Annotated in this window: 27 protein-coding genes; 12 read left to right on the top strand and 15 right to left on the bottom strand. The window is 42.3% G+C overall.

What is annotated here, in order from left to right:
• Positions 1–14 precede the first annotated feature (14 nt).
• The gene (locus FTT76_RS08245) at positions 15–788 is read left to right on the top strand and encodes a TSUP family transporter (protein WP_180008735.1); all 774 of its coding nucleotides are present in this window, start codon (positions 15–17) and stop codon (positions 786–788) included.
• Between the two features lie 125 nt (positions 789–913).
• A complete protein-coding gene (locus FTT76_RS08240; RefSeq protein ID WP_168378156.1) occupies positions 914–1,375 on the top strand; it encodes a hemerythrin domain-containing protein in 462 nt (153 codons plus the stop codon).
• Between the two features lie 143 nt (positions 1,376–1,518).
• Here FTT76_RS08240 and FTT76_RS08235 read toward each other — a convergent pair whose 3' ends face one another.
• From FTT76_RS08235 to serA, 3 genes are all read right to left on the bottom strand, one after another.
• Positions 1,519–2,388 carry a DMT family transporter gene (locus tag FTT76_RS08235; protein WP_180008737.1) on the bottom strand — a complete coding sequence of 290 codons (870 nt, stop codon included), beginning with the start codon at positions 2,386–2,388 and terminating at the stop codon, positions 1,519–1,521.
• 241 nt (positions 2,389–2,629) lie between these two features.
• On the bottom strand, positions 2,630–3,499 hold the full coding sequence (locus FTT76_RS08230) for an EamA family transporter (RefSeq protein ID WP_180004763.1): 870 nt from the start codon (positions 3,497–3,499) through the stop codon (positions 2,630–2,632).
• A gap of 117 nt (positions 3,500–3,616) precedes the next feature.
• The gene (gene serA, locus FTT76_RS08225; protein ID WP_078192852.1) at positions 3,617–4,849 is read right to left on the bottom strand and encodes a phosphoglycerate dehydrogenase; all 1,233 of its coding nucleotides are present in this window, start codon (positions 4,847–4,849) and stop codon (positions 3,617–3,619) included.
• Between the two features lie 370 nt (positions 4,850–5,219).
• On the opposite strand from serA, the gene FTT76_RS08220 reads away from it, so the two are divergent.
• The 4 genes from FTT76_RS08220 (at position 5,220) to FTT76_RS08205 (ending at position 9,898) form a co-directional block, all read left to right on the top strand.
• Positions 5,220–6,629, top strand: a complete 1,410-nt coding sequence (locus FTT76_RS08220; protein ID WP_078189543.1) for an FAD-binding oxidoreductase — start codon at positions 5,220–5,222, stop codon at positions 6,627–6,629.
• Positions 6,630–6,820: 191 nt separating this feature from the next.
• Complete coding sequence (locus tag FTT76_RS08215) at positions 6,821–7,192, top strand: hypothetical protein (protein WP_180160126.1); 372 nt, start codon at positions 6,821–6,823, stop codon at positions 7,190–7,192.
• A gap of 344 nt (positions 7,193–7,536) precedes the next feature.
• Positions 7,537–8,418 carry a pirin family protein gene (locus FTT76_RS08210; RefSeq protein ID WP_180026125.1) on the top strand — a complete coding sequence of 294 codons (882 nt, stop codon included), beginning with the start codon at positions 7,537–7,539 and terminating at the stop codon, positions 8,416–8,418.
• Positions 8,419–8,668: 250 nt separating this feature from the next.
• On the top strand, positions 8,669–9,898 hold the full coding sequence (locus FTT76_RS08205; RefSeq protein WP_180049225.1) for an MFS transporter: 1,230 nt from the start codon (positions 8,669–8,671) through the stop codon (positions 9,896–9,898).
• A gap of 79 nt (positions 9,899–9,977) precedes the next feature.
• On the opposite strand, the gene FTT76_RS08200 is transcribed toward FTT76_RS08205, so the two are convergent.
• The 6 genes from FTT76_RS08200 to FTT76_RS08175 all read right to left on the bottom strand — a co-directional run bounded on the left by FTT76_RS08200 (position 9,978) and on the right by FTT76_RS08175 (position 15,861).
• Positions 9,978–10,277: a DUF3817 domain-containing protein gene (locus FTT76_RS08200; RefSeq protein ID WP_078189335.1), complete on the bottom strand. Its 300-nt coding sequence runs from the start codon at positions 10,275–10,277 to the stop codon at positions 9,978–9,980.
• 142 nt (positions 10,278–10,419) lie between these two features.
• On the bottom strand, positions 10,420–10,986 hold the full coding sequence (locus tag FTT76_RS08195) for a hypothetical protein (protein ID WP_180049227.1): 567 nt from the start codon (positions 10,984–10,986) through the stop codon (positions 10,420–10,422).
• An 18-nt stretch (positions 10,987–11,004) separates the two neighbouring features.
• On the bottom strand, positions 11,005–13,155 hold the full coding sequence (yccS, locus tag FTT76_RS08190; protein WP_373686538.1) for a YccS family putative transporter: 2,151 nt from the start codon (positions 13,153–13,155) through the stop codon (positions 11,005–11,007).
• 124 nt (positions 13,156–13,279) lie between these two features.
• On the bottom strand, positions 13,280–13,828 hold the full coding sequence (sodC, locus tag FTT76_RS08185) for a superoxide dismutase family protein (RefSeq protein WP_180026077.1): 549 nt from the start codon (positions 13,826–13,828) through the stop codon (positions 13,280–13,282).
• Positions 13,829–13,944: 116 nt separating this feature from the next.
• Positions 13,945–15,066, bottom strand: coding sequence for an AI-2E family transporter (locus tag FTT76_RS08180; protein WP_180049315.1), 1,122 nt, complete (start codon positions 15,064–15,066; stop codon positions 13,945–13,947).
• Positions 15,067–15,216: 150 nt separating this feature from the next.
• Entirely contained in the window at positions 15,217–15,861 is a 645-nt protein-coding gene (locus tag FTT76_RS08175; RefSeq protein ID WP_180021560.1) for a ParA family protein, read from the bottom strand.
• 132 nt (positions 15,862–15,993) lie between these two features.
• Between FTT76_RS08175 and FTT76_RS08170 the strand changes: the two genes are divergently transcribed.
• A complete protein-coding gene (locus tag FTT76_RS08170) occupies positions 15,994–16,464 on the top strand; it encodes a Holliday junction resolvase-like protein (RefSeq protein ID WP_078192492.1) in 471 nt (156 codons plus the stop codon).
• A 55-nt stretch (positions 16,465–16,519) separates the two neighbouring features.
• The gene (locus tag FTT76_RS08165) at positions 16,520–17,113 is read left to right on the top strand and encodes a hypothetical protein (RefSeq protein WP_180190381.1); all 594 of its coding nucleotides are present in this window, start codon (positions 16,520–16,522) and stop codon (positions 17,111–17,113) included.
• Between the two features lie 47 nt (positions 17,114–17,160).
• Here the strand turns inward: FTT76_RS08165 and FTT76_RS08160 are convergent, their stop codons facing one another.
• Positions 17,161–17,787: a class I SAM-dependent methyltransferase gene (locus tag FTT76_RS08160; RefSeq protein WP_180190380.1), complete on the bottom strand. Its 627-nt coding sequence runs from the start codon at positions 17,785–17,787 to the stop codon at positions 17,161–17,163.
• Between the two features lie 304 nt (positions 17,788–18,091).
• On the opposite strand from FTT76_RS08160, the gene FTT76_RS08155 reads away from it, so the two are divergent.
• Positions 18,092–18,652 (top strand): hypothetical protein, encoded by a 561-nt coding sequence (locus FTT76_RS08155; RefSeq protein ID WP_078189325.1) that lies wholly within the window; start codon positions 18,092–18,094, stop codon positions 18,650–18,652.
• A gap of 73 nt (positions 18,653–18,725) precedes the next feature.
• Positions 18,726–19,151: a protease inhibitor I42 family protein gene (locus tag FTT76_RS08150; RefSeq protein WP_257225656.1), complete on the top strand. Its 426-nt coding sequence runs from the start codon at positions 18,726–18,728 to the stop codon at positions 19,149–19,151.
• Between the two features lie 89 nt (positions 19,152–19,240).
• Here FTT76_RS08150 and FTT76_RS08145 read toward each other — a convergent pair whose 3' ends face one another.
• Complete coding sequence (locus FTT76_RS08145; protein ID WP_078189323.1) at positions 19,241–19,573, bottom strand: HopJ type III effector protein; 333 nt, start codon at positions 19,571–19,573, stop codon at positions 19,241–19,243.
• Positions 19,574–19,741: 168 nt separating this feature from the next.
• On the opposite strand from FTT76_RS08145, the gene crcB reads away from it, so the two are divergent.
• On the top strand, positions 19,742–20,125 hold the full coding sequence (crcB, locus tag FTT76_RS08140; RefSeq protein ID WP_180190379.1) for a fluoride efflux transporter CrcB: 384 nt from the start codon (positions 19,742–19,744) through the stop codon (positions 20,123–20,125).
• Positions 20,126–20,246: 121 nt separating this feature from the next.
• Here the strand turns inward: crcB and FTT76_RS08135 are convergent, their stop codons facing one another.
• Positions 20,247–20,501 carry a type B 50S ribosomal protein L31 gene (locus FTT76_RS08135; protein ID WP_078189321.1) on the bottom strand — a complete coding sequence of 85 codons (255 nt, stop codon included), beginning with the start codon at positions 20,499–20,501 and terminating at the stop codon, positions 20,247–20,249.
• Positions 20,502–20,605: 104 nt separating this feature from the next.
• Positions 20,606–21,904 carry an AarF/ABC1/UbiB kinase family protein gene (locus FTT76_RS08130; RefSeq protein ID WP_111884186.1) on the bottom strand — a complete coding sequence of 433 codons (1,299 nt, stop codon included), beginning with the start codon at positions 21,902–21,904 and terminating at the stop codon, positions 20,606–20,608.
• A 201-nt stretch (positions 21,905–22,105) separates the two neighbouring features.
• On the opposite strand from FTT76_RS08130, the gene FTT76_RS08125 reads away from it, so the two are divergent.
• On the top strand, positions 22,106–22,318 hold the full coding sequence (locus FTT76_RS08125; protein WP_180021568.1) for a DUF1737 domain-containing protein: 213 nt from the start codon (positions 22,106–22,108) through the stop codon (positions 22,316–22,318).
• On the opposite strand, the gene FTT76_RS08120 is transcribed toward FTT76_RS08125, so the two are convergent.
• On the bottom strand, positions 22,315–22,746 hold the full coding sequence (locus FTT76_RS08120) for a hypothetical protein (RefSeq protein WP_180190378.1): 432 nt from the start codon (positions 22,744–22,746) through the stop codon (positions 22,315–22,317). The genes FTT76_RS08125 and FTT76_RS08120 overlap by 4 nt on opposite strands.
• Before the next feature lie 124 nt (positions 22,747–22,870).
• Positions 22,871–24,229 (bottom strand): MATE family efflux transporter, encoded by a 1,359-nt coding sequence (locus FTT76_RS08115; RefSeq protein WP_373686537.1) that lies wholly within the window; start codon positions 24,227–24,229, stop codon positions 22,871–22,873.
• Between the last annotated feature and the right edge of the window lie 27 nt (positions 24,230–24,256).

Below are 24,256 nucleotides of genomic sequence, written 5' to 3'. Positions count from 1 at the left end.
ATTGAAGAGTTCTTATGGACATTGAAATTATTTTAAGCCTCTTATTTTTTGCATTTTTTGCCGGTGCAATTGATGCAGCAGTGGGGGGCGGAGGATTAATTCAAATTCCAGCCATTATGAATGCCATGCCGCACTTATCTCCGGCGACGGTGTTTGGCACCAATAAGTTGTCTTCGATCTTTGGTACGGCTTCAGCGTCCTATTCCTTTTTACGCCAAGTTAAACTACGTTGGAAATTACTTGCGGTCATTGCAAGTTGTGCATTCGTTGCCTCCTTTGTGGGCGCAGCTTGTGTATCGATGATTCCAAAAGAAGTCTTACGGCCTTTTGTTTTGGTCATGTTGATCGTGATTGCGATCTATACCTTTGCCAAAAAACAATTTGGTCAGGTGCATGTACGCCAAGAACTGACCCCTAAAATTCTCGGTCTTGCCGCTCTTGGTAGTTTGGTGATTGGCTTTTATGACGGCATTTTTGGGCCAGGCACGGGTAGTTTCTTTATCTTCTTTTTTATTCGTTATCTACAAGCAGACTTTTTACATGCCTCTGCTTTGTCTAAAGTGGCTAACTTAACCACCAATTTGGCTGCATTGAGTTTTTTTGCGCCCACAGGCCATGTGTTATTTGCTATAGGCTTAATGATGGCTGTGGCGAATATATTAGGCTCGATCGTTGGTGTACGTGCGGCGATTAAATACGGCAGTGGCTTTATTCGAATTCTATTTTTGATTTTGGTGAGTATTTTGATTGTACGGCTAGGGTATCAAACCTTTACGGGACAAGCTTAAAACAAAACTTAACAGAGCTGCGCTGTATTCTGATGCGGATATGTTTAGTATAAAAATGAAGCACTTTATTTTGCTGAATTAAAAAAATACTCAGCTATCGCTAAGCATCAGAGGGCATCATCAGAATGAATATTTTTGAAGCTTTACGTCAAAGTCATGAACAACAAAGAGCGCTTGCAGAACAATTAGTACAAACTTCTGGTGATAGTCCAGAACGTCGGGATTTGTTTGACCGACTTAAAAATGAATTATTCGCGCATGCTGTCGGGGAAGACCGATATTTTTATATTCCTTTAATGATGACCGATTCGGGGCTGAATATTACCCGTCATGCCTTGGCTGAACATCATGAAATGGACGAACTTTTAGAGCAGTTGACTGAGACTGAATTTAGCAATCCGGGCTGGCTGGCCATTGCCAAAAAACTTTCAGAAACTGTGCATCATCATTTACAGGAAGAGGAACACGGTTTCTTTCAACAAGCCGGTAAAATATTGGATGATAAGCAAAAAGAAGCTTTGGCTAAACAATACTTAGCCGAGTATAAAAAATATAAAAAAGCAGATAAAGACAGCCTGACTGGTTAAGTCCTTTATAGAAGCTAGACTTTTTCGAACCTTGTATTTAAAAGCCTTGTATTTAAAAGCTTAGATGTAGGAGTTCTTAGACAAGGTGTTGAAAAATGGCGGCAATCCCGCCATTTTTATTTAACTATTTTGCCTTTAAAAATTTAGTTGGCTGTTTCCGATTTAGAGGAACGCATCGTCACCCCGACTGAGGCGAGCATAATACACAGCAGTGCGATCCATTGCCACATGCCGATACGTTCTCCCAATAAAACCATACCCGTAATAGCTGCCAAAGCAGGTGAGATACTCGACAATGTGCCATAGCTTAGCTTGCTTAGAATCTTTAAGGCTTTGAGGTCTAGGGCATAGGGAATCGCTGTGGCTAAAATGGCAATCAACAGTGCTTTAGGCCAATATTGTGTGTCCATTAAAGCTGCTGCGTTGTTATAGAGGCCGATAGGTAATAAGGTCAATGCCGATAAACTAATGGCAATGGTCAGTGCATGCATGCCAATATTTTGGTGTACCACTTTTTGCCCGAAATAAATATAAAAGGCCCAACAGAGTCCGGCAGCCAAGGCACACGCCGCACCAATCAGTGAGAAATTGCCGCTTTGAGCCTGTCCCCAAGGCACCATCAACGCAATCCCTAAGATCGCCAAAAATACCCAGATATAGTCGCTACGATTTTTTATCGACAGCAGCGCCAAACCTAGCGGCCCAATAAACTCCAGTCCAACGGCAATGCCTTGAGGGAGTTTGCCCAGTGACATATAGAATAAGACATTCATGAGGCACAGGGCTGCGCTATAGCAGAGTAAATCACGCCATTTTAAAAATGAAAGTCGTTTTAAAATGTGCCAAGAGCGAAACATCAAACAAATAATAATCGAGGCAAAACACAGCCTTAAAATGGTCACGCTCAGTGGGTCTAGTACCAAAAACAGTTGTTTGGCAAAAGAAGCACTGATCTGATAGGAGATCATGGAGAGCACCATGAAAACGACAGCAAGAAGTTGTGAATTTGGCATGTGGCACACAGTTGTTGGGCGGTGTTGAGCCCTATTTTTGAGTCAGTACAGTATAGCGGGTAATGCTGACAATTGAGTGAATTTTAACATTTGATCAAATCATGATGGATTTTGAATTTAAAATTCTATGGCTCGGCTGATGTAAGAGCAGGACTGAGCACGTCATGATTCAATTTGAATTCAAAAAATTGAGTCTGAGATTCATGTAGTTCATCCATTGTCATGGGAACATATTTTGAATTTAAATGGCTTTGGCTTTTTGCGTGGTATAGGTACAGCCAATCGAGGCACAGATAATGACAGCAAGGGCTAACCACTGGGTCCAAAGTAATTGTTCATTTAAAAAGACAAAACCAGAGAGTGCCGCAATTGCAGGTTCTAGGCTCATAAGCGTTCCGAAACTGAGCGCCGTTAAATTGCGGAGTGCAATCATTTCTAAGCTAAAGGGGATGGCACTGGCCAAGGTGGCTAAAGCAAGAAAATAGAGGAGACTCATCGGTTCAAAGGCATGCGCAGGAATCCTTACAAATAATGCAATCGGCATAAGCATACACATGCCGACAAACATACCTAAACAAACTGTATGGTTGCCTGAAACGCCAGAAGGTTTCTGACCTGCCACGATATAGAGTGCCCAGCAGGCACCTGCACCAAGGGCGAGGGCAATGCCAACGGGATCAAGTCTTTGTGCAGCTTGGTCAAAAGGAAAAAGTAGGATAAGGCCTAAAATAGCCAGTCCGACCCAAATAAAGTCAAATTTTCGGCGTGCAGCAAATAGTGCGACACTGAGCGGGCCAATAAATTCAAAAGAGACGGCAATGCCGAGCGGGAGACGATCAATCGACAAGTAAAATAATACATTCATCCCTGCTAAGGCACAGCCATAGCTGAGGATCGACGACCATTTCACTTGTTTAAAATTGATCTGCCAAACTTTAAAAATAATCGCCAAAATCAAAGCGCCTAGCATTAATCGCATGGCCGAAACGGTCAGTATGGGAAATTGACTGAAAAGATATTTGGCAAAGGAACCGCTGCTTTGCATGCTGATCATGGCAATAAGCAAGATCAGCGGTGCTTGGACAGCCGGTGCAACTTTAAAATTTGGCATAAACTAAATTTGTTTCGATGACTCGAAGAGCGGGAGAGTGGCACTAGCCAGATTTTAAAAGTTTATAACAATAAAAAAACCACAGCCCGAAGGCTGTGGCTTCAGTGTCTAATGCGATTAGAACAATACGCGAACTCGGATTGTACCTTCAACTTCGTGAAGTGTATCCAATGCTTCTTTAGATGCAGTTGCATCAACGTCCATCACAAGATAACCCACATCGCCTTTGGTCATTAAAGACTGACCAGAGATGTTGATACCGTGTTCAGCAAACAAGTTGTTGATTTTTGAAAGAACGCCTGGCACGTTTTTGTGGATATGAAGTAAACGGTGTTTGCCTTCAGTCAACGGTAAGGCGATTTCTGGGAAGTTCACTGCAGATAAAGTCATACCTTTATCAGAGTAAGCAACGAATTTTTCAGCAACTTCAAGACCGATGTTTGCTTGCGCTTCCATCGTAGAACCACCTACGTGAGGGGTTAAAATCACGTTGTCTAAGCCACGAAGTGGAGAAACAAATTCTTCACCGTTTGCTTTTGGTTCTTTCGGGAATACGTCAACCGCAGCACCAGCAATGTGACCAGATTTGATTGCATCAGCAAGATCTTCAATGATGACACATGTACCACGTGCAGCATTGAGGAAGATTGCGCCTTCTTTCATTTGAGCAAATTGATCTTTGCCGAAGAAGTTGCGAGTTGATGGAACGTCTGGAACGTGTAGAGATACGACGTCTGCATTGGCAAGAAGTTCACCCATAGAACCGACTTGACGTGCATTACCCATTGGAAGTTTAGTTACGGCATCGTAATAAATTACGTGCATACCTAAACTTTCAGCAAGTACAGAAAGTTGCGAGCCAATCGAACCGTAACCAACAATACCTAAAGTTTTACCACGAGTTTCAAATGAACCAACTGCAGACTTGTTCCAACCACCACGGTGAGTTGAAGCAGATTTTGCAGGAACACCACGAAGTAATAGAATCGCTTCAGCAAGTACTAGTTCAGCAACTGAACGAGTATTTGAGTATGGTGCGTTAAATACTGGAATACCGCGAATCATTGCAGCATTTAAGTTCACTTGGTTTGTACCGATACAGAAACAACCCACAGCAATCAGTTTGTTCGCCGCTTCAAAAACTTCTTCAGTTAATTGAGTACGTGAACGAATACCAATGAAGTGAGCATCTTTAACCGCTTCTTTCAACGCTTCACCCTCAAGCGCAGTTTTACGGTAATCAATGTTGGTGTATCCAGCAGCATTTAGAGTGTCGATTGCGTTTTGGTGAACGCCTTCTAACAACAAGAAACGAATTTTATCTTTAGGTAAAGAAAGATGTTGGCTCATTACGGCTCCGCTACAAAGGCCAAATTTAGTGCGCATATAATAGCATAGGAAGTCGCCTGATATACATTTCCTTTATGACCGACGTCATGGCTATTTTGGCGAATGATGAGTCAATTTTTTTAGATTTGGTCTAATTAACTTGGTCATATTCCTCGTGACATTTTGAAATCACGTTTTTCTTTGGGTTTTGTCAAAAAAAGCCCAGTTATAGCTTATAATGGTGCCGCTCAAAATCATCATGGCCTATTCATGGCCTATTTGATGCACTCAGTTTCAGGCTTTTTCCCTTGAAATATGCGGATGCCGCAATTTTGACTGAATCAGGTCTGGACCTTTAAAACTTGTTTACTTCTTGCAAGGTCTGAAAACGATGAATGCTCCAGTCGCTTTAACCCCAGAGTTATTAACCCAATTGACCGCTATTGTTGGCGAAAGCCGAATTAAAACCGATGCGGATAGTCTCCAAAATTGGGGTCGTGACCATACTAAGCACTTCGATCCAAACCCGTCGGTCGTCGTTTTCCCTTCAAGCACAGAACAAGTTCAACAAATTGTAAAACTTGCGAACCAATTTAATGTTGCGATCACACCAAGTGGCGGTCGTACAGGTTTGTCTGCGGGTGCTGTGGCTGCTAACGGTGAAATCGTGGTGAGCATGGACAAGATGAACCAAATCTTGGAATTCTTCCCAGCTGACCGTATGGTACGCGTACAAGCAGGCGTGGTGACTGAACAACTTCAGAACTATGCTGAAGAACAAGGTATGTACTACCCAGTTGATTTTGCATCTTCAGGTTCATCTCAAATTGGCGGCAACATTGGTACCAACGCTGGTGGTATTAAAGTGATTAAATACGGCATGACTCGTAACTGGGTGTTGGGCATGACTGTGGTCACAGGTAAAGGTGACATCCTGCGCTTGAACAAAGGCATGATCAAAAACGCGACTGGTTATGCGCTTCAACACTTATTTATTGGTGGTGAAGGTACTTTGGGCCTCGTGACTGAAGCTGAAATCAAACTTGAACGCCAACCCCATGACTTACAAGTGTTGGTTCTCGGTGTGCCTGATTTTGATGCGATTATGCCTGTTCTACACGCCTTCCAAAAGAAAATTGACCTGACTGCATTTGAGTTCTTTGGTGAACTTGCGATGCAAAAAGTATTGGACAATGGTCATGTGCAACGTCCGTTTGAAACACCATGTCCGTTCTATGTATTACTTGAGTTTGAAGCACCATTTGAACCGATCATGGATGCGGCAATGGAAATCTTTGAACATTGCATGGAACAAGGTTGGGTACTGGATGGCGTGATGAGCCAAAGCTTAGACCAAGTACATAGCTTATGGCGTTTACGTGAAGACATTTCAGAGTCAATCGCACCATTTACACCATACAAAAATGACATCTCAGTTCTGATTACACATGTGCCTGCATTTATTAAAGAAATTGATGCAATTGTGGAAGCGAACTACCCAGACTTTGAAATTTGCTGGTTCGGTCATATTGGTGACGGTAACTTGCACTTAAATATTTTGAAACCTGCGGATTTAAGTAAAGATGAATTCTTTGCAAAATGCCAAGTGGTAAACAAATACGTATTTGAAACTGTGAAAAAATATGACGGTTCAATTTCTGCAGAACATGGCGTGGGTATGACTAAAAAGCCTTACCTCGATTACACACGTTCAGCAGAAGAAATCGAATATATGAAAGCATTGAAAAAAGTATTCGATCCAAATGCAATTATGAACCCAGGTAAATTGTTCGATCTTTAATTTTTAAAGACGTACTAGAACGCATCTTCAGATGCGTTTTTTTATGGTTATAGCACGACTTTGTAGCCGCCTATGGATGAGAAACAGCACATTGATTTTGTGGAATGGACTACTTCTTTTACATTGCTTAAATAGTGTTTTGGACAAATGTTCGGCATGATAGGTCTGAATAATAAATTTGAGTTGCTTCTATGTATCGTTTAATTGCTGTGTCTGCATTGTGTGTGGGGATGTTGGCGGGTTGTGCGACAACGCAGAAAATTGTGTCTAAAGTCGGTTCTTCTGCTACACCACTCGATCAGGTATTAAAAGAACGTCCTGATTTGCGTAAAGAGTTGTCGACTGTGGAAATTCGTCAGTACTTTAACCGTGTTGAGTCGCCAAATGCGGGGCAGGTGAAAGTGACTGAAACGGGTTTAATGGATGATTCGGTGAAATCAATTCGTACTATTTATAGTTTTAGATTGGTGGATGGTGACTGGCAGCGTCTAAATACGCAAAAGGAATATCAGTGCCAACGTGGTAAAAATACCAAGACTTTCCAATCGGCGAAGTGTCCTTAAATTATAAAAAGTTAAGGTCTAAATTTCTTATTAAATATTCAGCATGACGGGGTCCTTTCATTTTAAATTCGATGATTGGAGCTCGTATCTACTTTTGTTTCGGCAAAAGTAGCAAAACCATCTTTCATCCGCAAAACTCGTCAAATACCATCTTCAATTGTGTAGGTCGCAGAAACTTTACATATTGAATGTGTCCTGACTCGGACAGTTGCGGATGAGTTTCCGCGTATCTTAATTTTCATCCTAAACATAGAATATTCAATCCTAAAAATTTTCTCGTGAGTTCGTATAGTTTTTAATAATATTGAACCGAATTCAAATCATGATCAGATTTCAATTGTATGATGAAAACCCTCGCTTTTATTCACGTCAATGATTCAGGCACACCTGTCGGTGACTTTGCTCCAGTGACTTCAGTTTTTTCCCATTATGAATTGGGCAATACTGTTTCGCCATTTTTATTACTCGACCATTTAGGGCCTGGGGTGCTGAAACCAACCCAACTGAAAAAAGGTGTGCTGGAACACCCACATCGAGGCTTTGAAACCGTCACCTTGGTGTTTAAAGGTGAACTTGAACATCATGATACGACTGGCGGCGGTGGCGTCATTGGTGAGGGCGATGTGCAGTGGATGACTGCTGCTTCAGGAATACAACACGAAGAAGTTTTTAGCCAAGCCTTTGCACAGCGGGGCGGAGCATTTGAAATCTTGCAACTTTGGGTCAATCTGCCTGCCAAAGATAAAATGAATCCTGCACGCTATCAGAGCTTAGCCAAAGCCAGTATTCCTGTAGTGGATTTAGCAGATAATGCAGGTTATGTACGGGTGATTGCCGGGCAATATTTAACAGCCCACGGCCCTGCAGAAACACATACACCTATGCAAGTATTTGATGTCTTTGTCAGAGCAAATCAAAGCATCACACTGCCTGCACAAGAAGGGGATACCACGCTGGTATATTTACGCTCGGGCAAGCTGAAATTTACTGAAACAGATGAACCGTTAAATGCACAGCATATGGCAGTTATGTCGAGCCAAGGTGAAAATGTAGAATTGACGGCAGTCGAAGATAGCCACATGTTGTATTTATCGGCGCAGCCTTTAAATGAGCCCATTTATGGGCGAGGTTATTTTGTGATGAATCATTTTGCAGAAGTCATGCAAGCCTATGAGGACCTAAAACAAGGTCGCTTTATCCAAAAAGCAGACAATGAAAAACCATAAAAGCGGTAGTTTAAAAAGACCAATACAACGCCAGCAAACACTGTTAAAATAGTCGGACTCAAACCGACAGATCGGTTCGTTGAAGTTCATTTTATCTCTATCTAGCGTCTTGTGAATACGACGCACATATGGCGGATACGCCGCAAATTCATTTTTAAAATTAATATTACAGTGCTCGTCATTGGGCTGAAGTGTCTCTCCCTATTTGTCATTTCAAGCTCGACAGCACATATTTGATATGTAGATAACAATGCAAAACGTACAAACCACAAAATTAAGTCGTGCCACCTTCATGTTTCCCTTGGCACTGGTTTTATTTGAATTTTCTGTTTATATCGGCAACGACTTAGTCCAACCCGCCATGCTTGCGATTACACAAGAGTTTGGTGTGAGTAGTGCATGGGCACCCTCGTCGATGTCATTTTACTTATTGGGAGGTGCTTGTGTCGCTGCAATATTAGGGCCATTGTCAGACCGATTAGGCCGTAAAAAAGTCCTATTGGGTGGTGTAGCGTTCTTTAGCTTATGCTGTCTAGCGATATTGCTCACGCATAATATCGAAAGCTTTTTAACGTTGCGTTTTTTACAAGGTTTTGGTTTGTCGGTCATTTCTGCCGTGGGCTATGCTGCTGTTCAGGAAACTTTTGAAGAGCGTGATGCCATCAAAGTCATGGCGATCATGGCCAATATCTCACTACTGGCACCACTGATCGGCCCTGTCCTCGGTGCTTTTATGATTGATCACGTGTCATGGCATTGGGGCTTTATAGGAATCGCATTTCTATCTTTTCTGAGTTGGTTTGGTTTAAAGGCCAAGATGCCGGCTCAGCACATCAGCATCCCCAAGCAACCGGTGGGCTATATCATTGATGACTTTATACAGGTATTAAAAAACAAACGCTTTTTGGCGTTGACACTGGGCCTACCGATGGTGGCAATGCCTTTGATGCTCTGGATTGCGCTATCTCCGGTGATATTGGTGGAGCAGCTAGGACTGAGTAGCATGCAATATGGCATGGCACAGTTTCCTGTTTTGGGCGGTCTGATCCTCGGTAATATTGTCCTGATTAAAATCATTGATAAATTGCCTCTAGGTCAGTCTGTGATGATCGGGCTACCGCTGATGTTACTCGGGACGAGCCTCGTGGTGATTGGGACGATGACTGAAAGTTATTTTCTGACCTTTCTCATTCTTGGTATGAGTTTGGTCAGTTTTGGTGAAGGGATTAGCTTTTCTGTGCTCTATCGTTTTGCCTTAATGTCGTCTGAAATGTCGAAGGGCACAGTGGCTGCGGCAGTGTCTGTAATCATGATGCTGACGTTCTTTGCCGTGATCGAAATCGTGCGCGTGCTGTATGAAAACTTTGGCCTTTGGGCCTATAGTTTGGCGGGATTTACCCTCATTATCTTGTGGTTCAGCCTACCACGCTTGGTGGTGCGAGATATTATGCGGCAGCGCAAATTGACGGGTGAATTTTAAATTCGAGTTCATGCCATCATAGAAAAAGCCCAATGCTGTGTAGAACAATATTGGGCTTTTTTATTTGTTGTAGACCGTCTTAATTTGATGTTGCAGGTTGTTCTGCATTTTTTAATTTGCGATCGAAAATGAACGGGCCAAAAGGCAAAATCGATGCAATTAAGCCCATTAGAAATACACTGAGTGACCATTTTTGTTTTTCACAGACCACAAATAGCACCACCAAGAAGGCAATAAACAAGACGCCATGTCCCATACCGACGTATTTGACCAATATTGGATTATCCATCAGGTACTTCATTGGCATAGCAATGAACAACAATAATAAAAAGGAGATGCCTTCGAGTAGGCCCACAAAGCGTAAAGTCTTGATATTCATGCGAATTCTAAATTCAAAGTGATTTCAGTCTTGAGTGTACCTGAAAGCACAGCAGGAACGAAGCGTTCCTGTTGAAATAATTGATCCGCATATTAAATCTAAGTAAATGTTTTTAAAGTTAATTCTGAGTCGTCTGCTCGGGTTAATCCTCAAGATCCGCTAAGGCATCCTCAATCGAACCCTGATCAAATTCATAGTTACAGCCGAGTAAAATCATCGGGCTTTTTCCGGTCATTTCAGACAGGCTTAGTTTGTGATTGATCGCATGCAGATCATCCGTTTCAGCTTCCGTACGTAGGATTTTTTCACCACGGAAAAACGGCATATTGGCAAACATCGGATGCTGTTCAATGCCATATTTTTGGGCAAGTTTTTTCACATCGGCTTGGCGATAGATCGCGAATACTGCATTTGAAGACAGGCCAATTTCTTGGGTCGGCATGCCAAAAAATTCAACAGCCTGCTTATTTTTATAGATATAAATAAACGGTTGATGTGGGTCATCATGGCGTTTCCAACCCAATTGCCCCAGAGCCTTATCATAGTCGAGCAAAGTATCATGATAAGTGTCGTAATCGGCCTGACATTCCAGAATACGCTTCAAATCTTGTGCTGTCGGTGCTGCAAAAACAGAAGAAGCAGCTAAACATGAGGTCGCCACAATCGTGGTTAATATGAGGCGTTTAAGACCGAAACTAAGCATTTTCATCAAGAGTCCCAAATGATTTTATTTAATTTCCGCCTGAATTAGCTGTGTTCTGAGCTGAATCAGTTCGGCTAATGTTTCTAATAATAAACTGATCTGCTTGAGCACCAGTTGTAGGTGATTAGACCGCATTTCTTCAGTGCTGAGTGTTTGAATTTCGAAAAGTTTTTGCTGAATTTTCTCAGGGTTGAGCGGTTTTTGCTGAATTAAGACCTCGTCTAAGGTGCTTTGACACCATTGCAGCAGTTCAAGGACTTGTTGGTCTTGTACCTGTTCACGGTGGCTCCCCAGAGCAGAAATATAACTGAGCTGACTATGGCTATAGACCAAATAGCGAAAAGCATGTTGAATCAAAGTTTGGTCGGGTTCAGGCTCGGTACTTAAACTTGAAATCATGCTCGATAGTTCAGTCTGAGCATTATGGGCTGAACGACGGGCACGCCGATAATCAATGCTATTGGTTTTCCCATGGAGATATTGCTCAACCACGGCATCAAAATAATGCATGGTCGCAGCAGAGCTTTTTTGAATGGTCTTGGAAATATTGCGAAAGTCCCAATCTGGCCAGATCACATTCACCGCGAACCATGCAATAAAACAGCCGAGTAGGGTATCAACGATACGTGGTAAAATGACCGCATAACCAGCGCCTTTTAAATTAAAAATCAGCAAGACCATTAAGGTTGCCATGAGGGTCGCCATGGCATATTTTTTGGCACTCAGATAGAAAAAGCACACGCCAAAAATAATCGTCAGTAGTAATTGACCTTCGACACTCGGCACAAAATACAAAATAGGAATGCCAAGTAAGACCCCTAATATGGTTCCCAAAGTCCGCATTTTTAAACGACTTTTGGTCGCAAAATAGCGCATCTGACAGACAAATAAACTGGTCAATAATATCCAGTAGCCATTTTTGGCAAAGGGCAAGAGGGAAATGGCATAGCCCATAGCAAAGACAAAGGCGATGCGAACGGCATGGCGAAATAAGGCAGACTCGGGACTCAAATGCTGTTTCAGTTTGAGCCATAAATCATGCCAGCCGTGAATATCGTCATCGAGTAAATTGAGGTTGTCGATATGCTGCTGATAGGCCTGTTGCTGTGAATGATCTAAATCCTGCACATGCGAAAAACGTTCTTGCACACTGTCCAAATTACTCAAGATCAGCTGTAGATTTTTCACTTCTATATTTTGCGGATTATTGGCCATCCACTCCTGCAAAGAGGCATGCAAATGTGCCAGTGCTTGCGCAGTAATCGGATCAGGCTGATAGGGCTGTCGATGCAAAATACAGTAGGCCAACTGTTGGCAAGCCTGCGCTTGTAATCGAATATTTTTTTGAAAACGGAAAATTAAATCAGTACGGCTAAAATTTTGATGAATTTGTTCGTAGTGTAAATAATTCGCACTGGCCTGTTCGTGAATATCTTGTGCCAAGAAATATAAATTCAGCCAGTAGATGGTGTTTTTATTGGCTCTTGATGCTTTTAAACGGGTGAGTAAAGAAGCTTTGGTCGTGTTTAAACTCGGGATGACATCACTGTTTTTGAGTGATAATTCATACAGTAAGTGTTCCACATTGTTGACATTATCTGGGTCAAATAAGCGTGCTTTTGCATTCAGTACTTCGGCGATTTGTAAAAAACAACGCGAGAGATTGTCCTGTACGGGTAGGGTGGGTTTAATCAGGTAAAAAAGAATTGAGGTGAAGCCATACCATAAAGCCCCTAGAACAAAGCAACTGGGTTGAAAATACCAGGTCTCATATTCGCCCAAGCCGAACATGGTATAAATCGATAGTAAAATCGTGCCAAAAGATATCGTGGCATAGCGTTGCCCCAAAGCCCCCAATAAAATAAATCCTGCACTGGACAGTGAAAGATACAAGATAAACAGCAGCTTATTAGGATAGAGAAAATCTAAAATACTACTGACACTAAAGAAGAGTACGCAGACATAGAGCAAATTACGCAGTCGGATGCTGAGCCGGTCATCAAAGTCGGTGAGTGCGGTGGCAATCGCACCTAAGGTGACGGGAACAATAAAACTATGAAAACCGAGAAAATATAATCCGAGCGTGGTGCCACTCAAAACAATACAAATTTGCAGGCAATACATAATGATTGCACTGGATTGAAACTGTTGAAACCAAGAGAGTCGCGTGTTCACAGAGTTCTGTAGTATTCGAATGATTTTGTAAATTAGACTGAGCTTTTTTCTGTGAACTGTCAATTTTTATTCAATAGAAAAGCGGACTTAAAGTCCGCTTATTCAAATCTATGTGCAAGGTCGATTATTGAATCACACCACAGGCAATACGGTCACCGCCACCGCCTAGAGGTTTAGGGTCATCTGAGTAATTATCACCACCAGCATGGACCATGATGGCTAAGCCTTGTACATCCGCCAATTTCAAACGCGGTGCAATTAAATTCACTTTTGCTGTTCCGTCCGTTTGAACTTGAAGGATCGGTAAGTCACCCATGTGACCGGTTAACGGTGTACCGTGGTGAGGTGCCGCTTTAGGGTTAAAGTGCCCACCCGCAGCGAGTGCAGCACCCGCTTTTCCATCTTTTTCAGCTGGGGCACAAGAGCCTTTTTCATGAATATGGAAACCGTGTGGACCCGGAGGAAGCTGGGTTAAATTGGTATGAATAACCAAGCCAGCAGGGCTATCAACCAAGTTAATTTGACCGATGCTTTGACCAATACCTTGAGCAGTCACGGCATTGACCGTCACGGTTTTTGCATTCAGACCTGTTGAAGTCGAGGTACTCGCACAGCCTGTAAACATCAGGGCACTGACCGCAGCAAGCGCACCGAATTTAAATAGTGAAGACATGTTTGGCATCCTGTCTGTTTTTATGGAGTCTCAACCATTGAAACAGATGCGAATACAGGATGACAGATAATTTAAGTATTTGATTGTAATATTTGTTTAATGAATTCAAGCCTGAATTAAGGTTGTTCAGGCTTATCATCTATATTGTCTAAGTTATGTGCCAACGTTGCTTTGGGCATCATGACGGCTTCAATTTGGGTTTCATGCAACCATTCACGCCAAATGGCTAACAATACAGCCAAGATCACTGGCCCGATAAATAAACCAACAAGACCGAAACTGGCGATACCACCTAAAACACCGAACATGATTAATAAGAATGGAATCTGCGTTGCCCCTGAAATTACTAAAGGACGAATCACGTTATCGGCCGTACTCACCACACAAACACCCCAAGCCATGACGCCAATTGCTTCAATGGTTTGACCTTGTGAAAATAACCACAACGACACAGCGGTATATGAAATTGGTGGGCCAAACGGAATCAGTGCCAACATGAAGGTAATGATGGTTAATAACATTGGGTTAGGCACATCGGCGACAAAATAGCTGAGACCGGCAAGTAAAGCTTGGGCAATGGCGGTGAGACCGATGCCATACACTACGGCACGTGTAGTATCCGAAATAGTGGCAAGATAATGATGAATACGTGGCCCAATGACCATTTCGAGGGCTTTACTGACCTGACTTAAAATGGTTTGACCATCACGATAGAAGAAAAATAAAGACATCACGGCAAAACACAGCTTAAAGATATTTTTACTGACTTCGCCGACCAAAACTTTACCGTAGTTCAAATGCCCCTGAATCCAAATTTGTACTGATTGAATAATACTGTTTGGGTCATTGTTCAGCTCATGTAGGGTACGACTGACTTCTTTACCAATAAACGGCAGTTGGCGAATAAAATCAGGCACATTGACATGACCAGAGAAAACTTGCTTTTGTAATTCAAAATACAAGTTACGGCCTTCATGTTGTAGCAAGAAGATCGCAAAAATCACCGGCAGACCCACCACGAGCACCACCAGTAAGATCATCAGCGCCGCACTTAGATTTGCACGATTGCCACAAAAACGATGCACCGATTGATACAGTGGCCAAGTCATATAAGCAATAATCGCTGCCCAAACGACGGGCACAATAAAGTATTTGAGTACGCTAAAGCTCAAAAAAATCAGGATAAAAAATAATCCGAACAATAAGACTTTTTGTAATGTAGGTGCGAACGTTGGCAATGCGTGCTCTGATTTTTTCATCATGTTGTGTTCAATCTTAACCGAAAAAAAAGCTCCCGAAAACGAGAGCTTGTTAACTTATGGTGAATATCTTTCAGGCTAGATCCTTGCAAGATTGACCTTTATATCAGCAAAATGTGGAATGATGGGTTAAAACCACTCGGCTTCGTCTTCAATAATGGCATTGAGCACAGGTTGCCATTGTTGCTGCATGCCGAGGTACATTTTTTGCGTTTTATCAAAAACCGAAAGACCTTGCATGGCAAGTTGACCATAAGCGGTACGTTCAGAAATCCAAGCAACGGGCTGCTGTTCAACTTTATTGAAAAAATCTTGAATTTCTTTGGAATGAGCAGAATTGGGTTTGACACGATTGGCCAACAATAGGATTTGGACTTTACCTTTACGAATCCGTTTAATTTCTTGCAAATGCTTTAAAAAACGACGGGTCGAGTCGATGTCGAAGAAAGATGGTTGTAGCGGGGTAATGATGGCATGAGCTTCACTCACCAACTGATCTGCATGTTCACCCGATAACGCACCCGGTGCATCGATAATTAGATATTCAATCCCTTTCGGCACATCACCAATCGATTTTTCATGACGCCAATCTAGGCTCTGAATTGGGGCTGCAGTCTCTGGGCGCTGTTTGAGCCATTGACGTGCAGACTTTTGATTGTCAGCATCTGCCAAGGCCACTTTATAACCTTTTTGCGCAAGTGCAGAGGCTAAACTGATTGCTGTGATGGTTTTGCCACAACCACCTTTTTGATTGGCAATTAATATCGTTTTCATCGACCTAAATAGATTTTATTCTGCTCATCCCTAGCATATCATTGTTTAATGCGGGGAATATGACAAAGAACCAAAGTCTAAGTTTTTTCTATAGGTTTCGCTGTAATATATTAAAAAGATTAGGAATTTTAAATGTCTGTCTGGATGGCCATGCTCATTGGCGCGTGTATTGGGATTGTACTGACCACCTTAATTTTAAGTGGCAGTCGCAATGGAAGGATAAAGGCAGAATATGAGCAATATATTGCAGAACTAGAATTGGAACATCAGCAGGCATTGGCCCACGCACAAAAACGCAGTGTAAATACCAGTCGTGCTGTTTTAAAAGGCAAAATGGCCGAACAAATGGCGCCGATCATGCCCGAATTTCAATATTTACCTAGCGATGCAAAGTTTCTCGGTGACCCGATCGATTATGTGGTTTTTGATGGCTATACCGACTTTCGTGATGGTGATGGACTCGCTGAAGACATCGAAGTGGTGCTGATTGATATTAAAAGTGGTGGCGCACGTTTGACCAAAGGGCAACAAGCGATTGCTCAAGCCATTGCCGAAGGGCGAGTGCGTTTTGAAACTATCCGAATTGATTTTGAGCATATTTAAGCTCGCGTGACTCAGCCTCAGAACCGTCGAAAAGTAATAAGGACAGAATATCCACATGGAAAAACTCTTAGCGACTGCAGCCGTTTTTGCGCTCATGCTGTGGATATGGTCTGAATATTTTCGTGCCATTCCACATTTAGAGCAGACTGGTGTGCTGAAAAATTTTCAGGTCACAGCGACTCAGGCATTTTCCGGTGAATATTTGCTGTTGGATAAACGCTACTACAGTGCCAGTAGTCGTACATTACATCCGGCAGCACCGACCGTGGTGGGTGGCTTTCAAGACTTGGCCTATGTCAGCAATATTGATCTGCTACTGAGTTCAGGCGCAAATGATATCCAGTCTTTAAAATATCATCTTGAATGGTCGCAGCAGAACCGCTGTTTTAGCGTGCAAGCGAAAGACGTGCCCTCGACACAAATTGAACAGCTCAAGTCCGAATTGCAAAATGTTAGTGTGATAGCTCAATCCGAAGACGTTTCAAATCGTATTCGGCGTTTAAAATCAGGTGATCGCGTGGAGATTTTGGGTGAATGGGTGGATGTGCATTCCACCAAAACTGGGAAGTCGTATAACACCTATAATGTGTTGAATAAAAAGCCCTGTCATATCCTAAAAATTAATGCCATTCGACTAATCAAAGACTAGGTAATTTTATCTAGATTTGATTGTGCTCAAACATGGCCTTGGACGCTTTAACTCAACTTCCGTGCGCGGGCGAGCAACATGCGTTGTCCAATTTTTGGAATGCCTTCAGCATCAAAATACTGCGTTTCAAAACATTCAAACTGGGCATCTTCAAGCAACTTTTGCATATGACGATCCAGATGACAGCCATCCGCGACTTTCTTTTGAATGGGCGTCAGTAGGTGTTGTAACTGCTTAATTTTCCGATTTTCATTGTGTTGTACATGTTCCACTAAATGAAATGTCCCTGTTGGTTTAAGGACACGGTAGATTTCTTCAAGCGCAGTTTCAATATCGGCAATGCTGCATAAGGTCCATGTACTCACGACATGATCTAGACTTTCATCTGCAAAGGGTAATTTTTCAGCACCGGCTAAAATATGCTGTACCTCAAAGGGTGTCGCATGTACACGTTCAGCAGCTAAATGAAAAATATCGGGATTGGGCTCAAGGGCAAAAACCGTATCGACATTTTGATAAAAGGCTAAATTCAAACCTGTACCAAAGCCAATTTCGAGTACCTCACCAGACACGGCTAACAGGAGTTCGCGTCGTTTATCCATCAGGCTCGGCACTTGCATGACTTGATTTAAAAGATGCGGAAAAATGTGTTGTTGATAAAATTTATAAATCATAGCGAGTATTGTTGTTGGCTTTTTTTAAAGTGTAATTCATGTCTTTTTAATTTTAAATCATGTGGTAGGGCATGGATATGGGCCAATTGACTGAATAACAGCATTTTGTTACCAAGTTCATAAGGTTTATGCAGACTGTGTGCGTAATATAGAGTTACAACTAGTGAAAACGACATTCATCATGCTCAACCTACGGGATTTTAAGCTCATGTTCAGGTTGGGGCATTATGTATAGATGAAGTCGGCTCAATTGCAGAATTAAAATTGAGTAATGTGAAGTATTACAGGGTAAGAGGATAACGCGATGATCAAGCGAATTGCATTAAGTACTGTGCTTGCAGGCTTTTTATTGAATGTCGGTGTCCAAGCGTCTTCAGATTATAATATTGCCAAAGGCTTAGCACCTGCTGCCAAAGGCCAGTCGATTTCTACCTTGAAAGAATTTAAAGGTGATTTCCGAATTTTAGGTTCTAAAACCTATCAAACAGATGAACAAGCAAAATTTTCTCCGATCGATTATGCAGTCAGCTGGGGCTTATTTGCAGAGCCAGAAATTGCTCGTACGATTTCAGTCAATCAATATGACCGTTTCTTAAATTGGAAAATGGATCGTGTTCCTGTACCGCAAAAGCAAGCCATGATGATGGTGTCGAATATGCACATCATTCCTGCAAACCCGCAAATTGCGAAACAAATTACTCAAGTAAAACGTGGCGATCTCGTGCGTTTAAAAGGGGATTTGGTTGAGGTGAAAGACAAAGATTTGGTTTGGACTTCATCTTTGACCCCAACAGATACGGGTGATGGGGCTTGTGAGGTTTTTCGTGTCAGTTCGATTCAGTGGATTGAAAAAGTTAAAGGCTAAACTTCGATTGCATCGAGATCGTATTTGAAATCGGTGTGCATTAGATTCAAGGTAAAATAATTTGATGATGAAAATGACGATAAAGAAAAAGTTTATTTTGAGTCTAATGATGGCGAGTGGTTTGGCGCTTGGTGGATGTACCAGTATGAGTTCAACTGTAGATGGGAAAACCCATGTATTTACTGAACAGCAAAGTTGTCCGACTTTGCTTGAGATGGATCGTGGACAGACTTTGGAAGTGCTGTTAAACGAAAATCCAAGTACTGGGTATGTATGGTCTTTGGCTGAGCAACCGAAACTTTTTAAAGTTGAAGAAGTGTTTCAGTCAGCTCAACAGCAAGCTGATGCGGATACGACACCAGTACTAGGCGGAGGCGGTCAAAAAACTTATCGTTTTACCGCAACGACTGCGGGTGAAGAATTACTACATTTGAAGCATGCACGAGCTTGGGAAAAAACCGCGATGGCTGAATGGACTTGCAGAGTTCGAGTGTCCTGATGTGAACAGATGATGAACGATAAAAAAAGCCAGTATTTGTACTGGCTTTTTTATTGCAGACGAACTGATTTAGAACGTCTACCTAGGCATTATTTCGCGCTGAGCGCTTGACCGTCAAATTGAATACCTTCCCAACCATTTTGCATAAATTGGCGAATGTTTTGGTGGTCAGTTGCGTCTGGTGTTGCCAATACAGCAGCATAATGTTCAGCAAAAAGACTTAAGGTTTCAGCTTGGTTTAGACCATTCAATTGGGCAAAAGAAAATACTTTGGCACTGCCTTGGTTTTCAGTTGCTGCATTGGCTTGTTTGCCATTGGTAAAAGCGGTTGCTGTGTGGTTATAACGCGCTTCAATAAATGCAATCACATCTGAAAATTTCGCAGTCCCTGCTTGAAGTTGATCTAATAATTCCTGAGCCATAATGTCCTCTTTCAATAAAAAATACCGCAAAGTGTTGCAGACTATAGCAAGCTTTGGCCCAAACATTTAACACTATTTGCGTAAATTAAATGCGTGTATATTGAAGGGAGACCTTAGGCAGTCTGTTGCCTAAATTGTAGATACCAATGATGTTGAAGTAGGACAACTATGAACTGGCTTTTGGTCGCATGTGGCGGCGCAATTGGGGCAACACTTCGCTATGCAGCAGGACTGTTATTGGCCAAGCCAACCGTGCTCTTTCCGTGGGCAACATGGTGGGTGAATATTTTAGGTTGCTTTTGTGCAGGTGTGTTGTTTGCATTTAGCCAAAAATATCCCGTTCTACAAAATGAAGCACGCTTATTGCTTATGGTCGGGATCTTAGGTGGCTTTACCACATTTTCCAGTTTCGGCTTAGAAACCTTTCAACTGCTTAGACAAGGGCAAAGTGGGCTGGCATTTAGTTATGCCATTTCCAGTGTGGTGATTGGCGTCATCGTATTGGGACTGGGATATTACTTATTTCAGTCGATTTTAAAAATAGATGTTTAAAACAACGCTTGAAATCCACAAAATTTCAGACATAAAAAAAAGAAGCTCAGGCTGGAGGAGGGGAACCCTGAACTTCTTCAATGCTTTAATTTTAAAAGCAAAAACTTAATCGAAACTGAACTTATTGTGAGCGTTTGAAACGCGCAAAGCGTTTATTAAAGTTCGCAATACGTCCTTCATTATTTACTTGACGTTGTTCACCTGTATAAAAAGGGTGTGATGCACTTGAGATATCGAGTGTCACATACGGATAAGTCTTGCCTTCAAACTCTTTGGTTTGATTGGTACTTAAAGTACTGCCAATCACAAAAAAGGCATTGGCATTGGTGTCATGAAAGAGCACTTCACGGTATTCGGGATGGATGTTGGCACGCATTCTTCTGTTCCTTAAATTTATTGATTAAAGAAATGTTATAACATAACAATTAAAAATGCAAATATTGCCCGAAATTCATCAGGCAATCAGCGCTTCATGTTCCCTTAAGCGCTAGGTGGGACCAACTCATCAAAGAGATCATTGAGATTGTCATTCACTTTCAAATGAATCAAATTCCAATAATGCCCTGAAACAGTCCGGTTCACCATCAAGGTATCCGGTGACGGTTTAAACACATCCCAGTATTTAAGAGATGGCTTAATTAATTCTACCCCGTCATGGTGCGCTGAATTTTCAGCAAAGTCGTATTGTGTGGTCAGTGGACGCATCAGTACTTCAAGCCATTGTTCATACAACTCCGCAGGGAATTTACCGAGTTCATTGAGGGAATGTAGGGCATCGAGTTGCTGTTCCATCAGTGGAATATCGTGCTTGCGTGCAGCATTAATCAATTGCTTAAAGTGTGACACGATTTCAGGAGACAGGGTTTTCACACCGCCGTAGTCATACACGATGACTGAACCATCTTCACGAAAGGCGAAGTTGCCCGGATGTGGGTCACAGTGGAAACGTTTAAGGAAGAAAATTTCACGGCCAATGGCACGGAATAACCGTCTTCCCAAGGCATTTCGGGTTTCTTGTGACCATGTGCTGGCAGTTTCTATACTGTCGCCAAGCTCTAGGCTTAAAGTCAATATATGACGTGAAGAATAATCTTTATAGACCTGTGGAATGATGATTTTGTCATCCAGCGCACTATGAAACGCACGGGCCACATCTAAGTTTTGCGCTTCAATTTCATAGTTCAGTTCGTTGTCCAAACTGTCCTGAATTTCACGAAATAGCTTGTCTTGTAACTTCCGATCAATTTTCAATACGCCCATCAGACGAAGTGCAAGCCGAACTTGTTTTAAGTCACTTTCACAGGCTTCTTCGACACCCGGATATTGGACTTTCACTACAACCTGCTGACCATTAGGTAACACGGCTTTATGCACCTGCCCAATGGATGCAGCGGCAAAAGGTTGTTCTTCAAAACTTTTAAAAATTTGCGCGAGGGGTTTGCCGAGTTCTTGTTCTACTTGGGCCTTAATTTCAGCAAAAGGCATGGCTGGCGCTTGGCGTTGTAATTTACTAATGGCTTTTGCGACTTCAGGTGGAAAAATGTCTTTGTACTGCGAGGCAATTTGTCCGACTTTCATCACCGCACCTTTCATTTCACCCAAAGTGTCTGCAATTTGCAGACCGATGTCCTGAAAAAGTTTACTGCGAGATGCATTTTTCTGTTCTTCATCGGCAGTGATATTGCGGATGGAATTGGAAACGGTTTTAGTAGCAATGCTTGCCGTCATACTGGCAAGTTTCATAAAGCGACGACCCGGTGTGCTAGCCGTTTTTGCCATGTGATGTTCCTCAAGATCATCATTTATTATCTATTACCGATCATAGGCGACAAAACACAAACTGCCTACTTTAAATTGTTAAGACTTTATTTCCATTGATAAAACGATGGGCAAAAATGTAAATACTGAAAATAATTCAGGCAAATTTAAGCCACGCGCTGAATGGTTTAAAATATCGCGTCGCTAGAAGAGAACTGAACGATGAAAGTGTATCGCTATTTAACCGGTAAAGATGATGTCAATTTCTGTGCCCGTGTGACCAAAGCTTTAAATGAAGGCTATGAATTGTATGGCTCACCGACCATGAGTTTTAATGGGACAGATGTGATTGTTGGGCAGGCGATCGTGAAAGACGTAGAGGACGACAGCCAAGTGCCACAAAGTTTAAAAAATGCCATCGAGGCGCTTAATTAGTTGGTTTTTGCTGCTTCGCTCGATTCAGTTTTTTCCAGTTCTAAATGTGGACTGAGATATTTACTGCATTGGTTATGGTGTAAATTTTCATTCAAGGTGATGAGGTTTTGCGTCACGATAAAATCCTGATCATCCGCAGAGGCAAACTTTTGATTGGCCTTGATGAAGTCCTGATAGGTATACGTCATACCAGACTGCTGACAACTTAATTTTAAACGTGCGGTATATGAGTCTGCTTGTTGTTCATGATAAAAGCGAAAGGCTGTCCAAAGTGCTTGATTGATGTAATCAAATTCGGGTTGTGATTGGACTTTGATGGGTGCGTGATATAAAGGAAATTCATGTCGGTTGATTGACTGTTCAGCCTGTAGTGACATGGAAAAGCCTAAGCTCAGACAGAGACTGATCGAGCGAAATACATGGGACATGTTTATTTTCCTCTTCTTCGTGCTTTTTATTTATGGCGTTGCTATGCAGGGTGTTAATTTGCATTAATCTTCTGCATAGCGTAGCCGTCTTTTTTAATTAACTTTTTAGATGATTTTTTAGGGCTTATCCTGCATGTGCTAAACGCTTATTCATCATAAATAAACGTGTAAGTAGCAGTATACAGGCGACAGTCAGACCCACAATTAGGCCAATCCAAACGCCTGCAGCACCAGTCGTGGTGAAGCGTGCAAGATAGATCCCGACAGGGAAGGCAATGATCCAATACGCGATCATGGTGATCCACATCGGCCCTTTAGTGTCTTGCATGCCGCGTAAACACCCTGCGGCACTGACTTGCCATGCGTCCATCAACTGATAGGCAATCGCGAACAAGACCAAATATACTGCAAGCTGAGTCACATCATAGTCATTGGTATACAGTGACACAATTTCATTACGTAAAAGCCAAAGCAACAGCATAGTAATCAGGGCAAATACCGTTCCTGTCAACATCCCAACTTTTTGGACTTTTCGCATCGCTAGCCAGTTCTTTTCCCCATAATAGGTACCAACTCGAATGGTCAGCGCAATCGCCAGTGACATGGGAATCATAAACAATTGCGAGGTAATCGAAATGGCGACTTGATGCGCTGCAATGGTAACTTCGCCTAAGGGACTCAAAACAATAGCGGCTGTACTAAAAATACTGACTTCAAAGAAAATGGCTAAGCCAATGGGAAAGCCAAGTTTTAAGATACGTTTGATCCATTCACTGTTCATTTTTTCAAAGGCAGCGAAAGGTTGGGTCTTTTGATAGGCCGATCCTTTGAAAACGTACATCGCCAAAGCAAAGAACATTAACCATTGCAAAATCGCGGTGGCAAATCCACATCCAGCAGAACCCAGTTCAGGGACTGGGCCTAAACCATACATAAAAATAAAGTTCAGTGGAATTAACACCAATAAGGCCAGCAGACTCAGCACAGTGACTGGACGTGGATGCCCCAATGCTTCTGAGTAACCACGTAAAGCTGCGTACATGGTGACAGCAGGCATACCTAAACTAATGGCGTGTAAGAATAAGCTCGCCTTCGGAAGTAATACTTCAGGGACACCCAATAACGGTAAAAGCAGCGGCATAGCTTGTAAGACTAATGCGGCAATGATCCCTAAAAATAATGCGACCCACAAAGACTGACGGGCGATGGTGGCAATTTTTTCAGGCGTCCGAGCACCATTGGCTTCGGCAACCAATGGGGTGGTGGCAATCATAATGCCGCTGAACAGCAGCATGACTGGTATCCATAAGCCGACCCCGACCGCAATGGCTGCAAGGTCATTGGCGGACATGTGTCCAGCCATGATGGTATCAATGAGACCAAATCCCGCTTGCGCAAACTGCGTGATCAATATCGGGATCATTAAATGAAACAGTTGTTTTAATTCATACTTGCTGCTTGTTACAGCCGTGACAATAGACACAGAATGTACTCATTTCTTGTGAGGTGC

This window comes from Acinetobacter sp. YH01009, from assembly GCF_013420765.1.
Lineage (GTDB): Bacteria > Pseudomonadota > Gammaproteobacteria > Pseudomonadales > Moraxellaceae > Acinetobacter > Acinetobacter amyesii.
This window is presented reverse-complemented; position numbering and strand designations above follow the sequence as displayed.

Bases quoted from the DNA above. Each gene is read 5' to 3' on its own strand.
- FTT76_RS08245 (WP_180008735.1), top strand. From the start codon at position 15: ATGGACATTGAAATTATTTTAAGCCTCTTATTTTTTGCATTTTTTGCC.
- FTT76_RS08240 (WP_168378156.1), top strand. From the start codon at position 914: ATGAATATTTTTGAAGCTTTACGTCAAAGTCATGAACAACAAAGAGCG.
- FTT76_RS08235 (WP_180008737.1), bottom strand. From the start codon at position 2,388: ATGCCAAATTCACAACTTCTTGCTGTCGTTTTCATGGTGCTCTCCATG.
- FTT76_RS08230 (WP_180004763.1), bottom strand. From the start codon at position 3,499: ATGCCAAATTTTAAAGTTGCACCGGCTGTCCAAGCACCGCTGATCTTG.
- serA (WP_078192852.1), bottom strand. From the start codon at position 4,849: ATGAGCCAACATCTTTCTTTACCTAAAGATAAAATTCGTTTCTTGTTG.
- FTT76_RS08220 (WP_078189543.1), top strand. From the start codon at position 5,220: ATGAATGCTCCAGTCGCTTTAACCCCAGAGTTATTAACCCAATTGACC.
- FTT76_RS08215 (WP_180160126.1), top strand. From the start codon at position 6,821: ATGTATCGTTTAATTGCTGTGTCTGCATTGTGTGTGGGGATGTTGGCG.
- FTT76_RS08210 (WP_180026125.1), top strand. From the start codon at position 7,537: ATGAAAACCCTCGCTTTTATTCACGTCAATGATTCAGGCACACCTGTC.
- FTT76_RS08205 (WP_180049225.1), top strand. From the start codon at position 8,669: ATGCAAAACGTACAAACCACAAAATTAAGTCGTGCCACCTTCATGTTT.
- FTT76_RS08200 (WP_078189335.1), bottom strand. From the start codon at position 10,277: ATGAATATCAAGACTTTACGCTTTGTGGGCCTACTCGAAGGCATCTCC.
- FTT76_RS08195 (WP_180049227.1), bottom strand. From the start codon at position 10,986: ATGAAAATGCTTAGTTTCGGTCTTAAACGCCTCATATTAACCACGATT.
- sodC (WP_180026077.1), bottom strand. From the start codon at position 13,828: ATGTCTTCACTATTTAAATTCGGTGCGCTTGCTGCGGTCAGTGCCCTG.
- FTT76_RS08175 (WP_180021560.1), bottom strand. From the start codon at position 15,861: ATGAAAACGATATTAATTGCCAATCAAAAAGGTGGTTGTGGCAAAACC.
- FTT76_RS08170 (WP_078192492.1), top strand. From the start codon at position 15,994: ATGTCTGTCTGGATGGCCATGCTCATTGGCGCGTGTATTGGGATTGTA.
- FTT76_RS08165 (WP_180190381.1), top strand. From the start codon at position 16,520: ATGGAAAAACTCTTAGCGACTGCAGCCGTTTTTGCGCTCATGCTGTGG.
- FTT76_RS08160 (WP_180190380.1), bottom strand. From the start codon at position 17,787: ATGATTTATAAATTTTATCAACAACACATTTTTCCGCATCTTTTAAAT.
- FTT76_RS08155 (WP_078189325.1), top strand. From the start codon at position 18,092: ATGATCAAGCGAATTGCATTAAGTACTGTGCTTGCAGGCTTTTTATTG.
- FTT76_RS08150 (WP_257225656.1), top strand. From the start codon at position 18,726: ATGACGATAAAGAAAAAGTTTATTTTGAGTCTAATGATGGCGAGTGGT.
- FTT76_RS08145 (WP_078189323.1), bottom strand. From the start codon at position 19,573: ATGGCTCAGGAATTATTAGATCAACTTCAAGCAGGGACTGCGAAATTT.
- crcB (WP_180190379.1), top strand. From the start codon at position 19,742: ATGAACTGGCTTTTGGTCGCATGTGGCGGCGCAATTGGGGCAACACTT.
- FTT76_RS08135 (WP_078189321.1), bottom strand. From the start codon at position 20,501: ATGCGTGCCAACATCCATCCCGAATACCGTGAAGTGCTCTTTCATGAC.
- FTT76_RS08130 (WP_111884186.1), bottom strand. From the start codon at position 21,904: ATGGCAAAAACGGCTAGCACACCGGGTCGTCGCTTTATGAAACTTGCC.
- FTT76_RS08125 (WP_180021568.1), top strand. From the start codon at position 22,106: ATGAAAGTGTATCGCTATTTAACCGGTAAAGATGATGTCAATTTCTGT.
- FTT76_RS08120 (WP_180190378.1), bottom strand. From the start codon at position 22,746: ATGTCCCATGTATTTCGCTCGATCAGTCTCTGTCTGAGCTTAGGCTTT.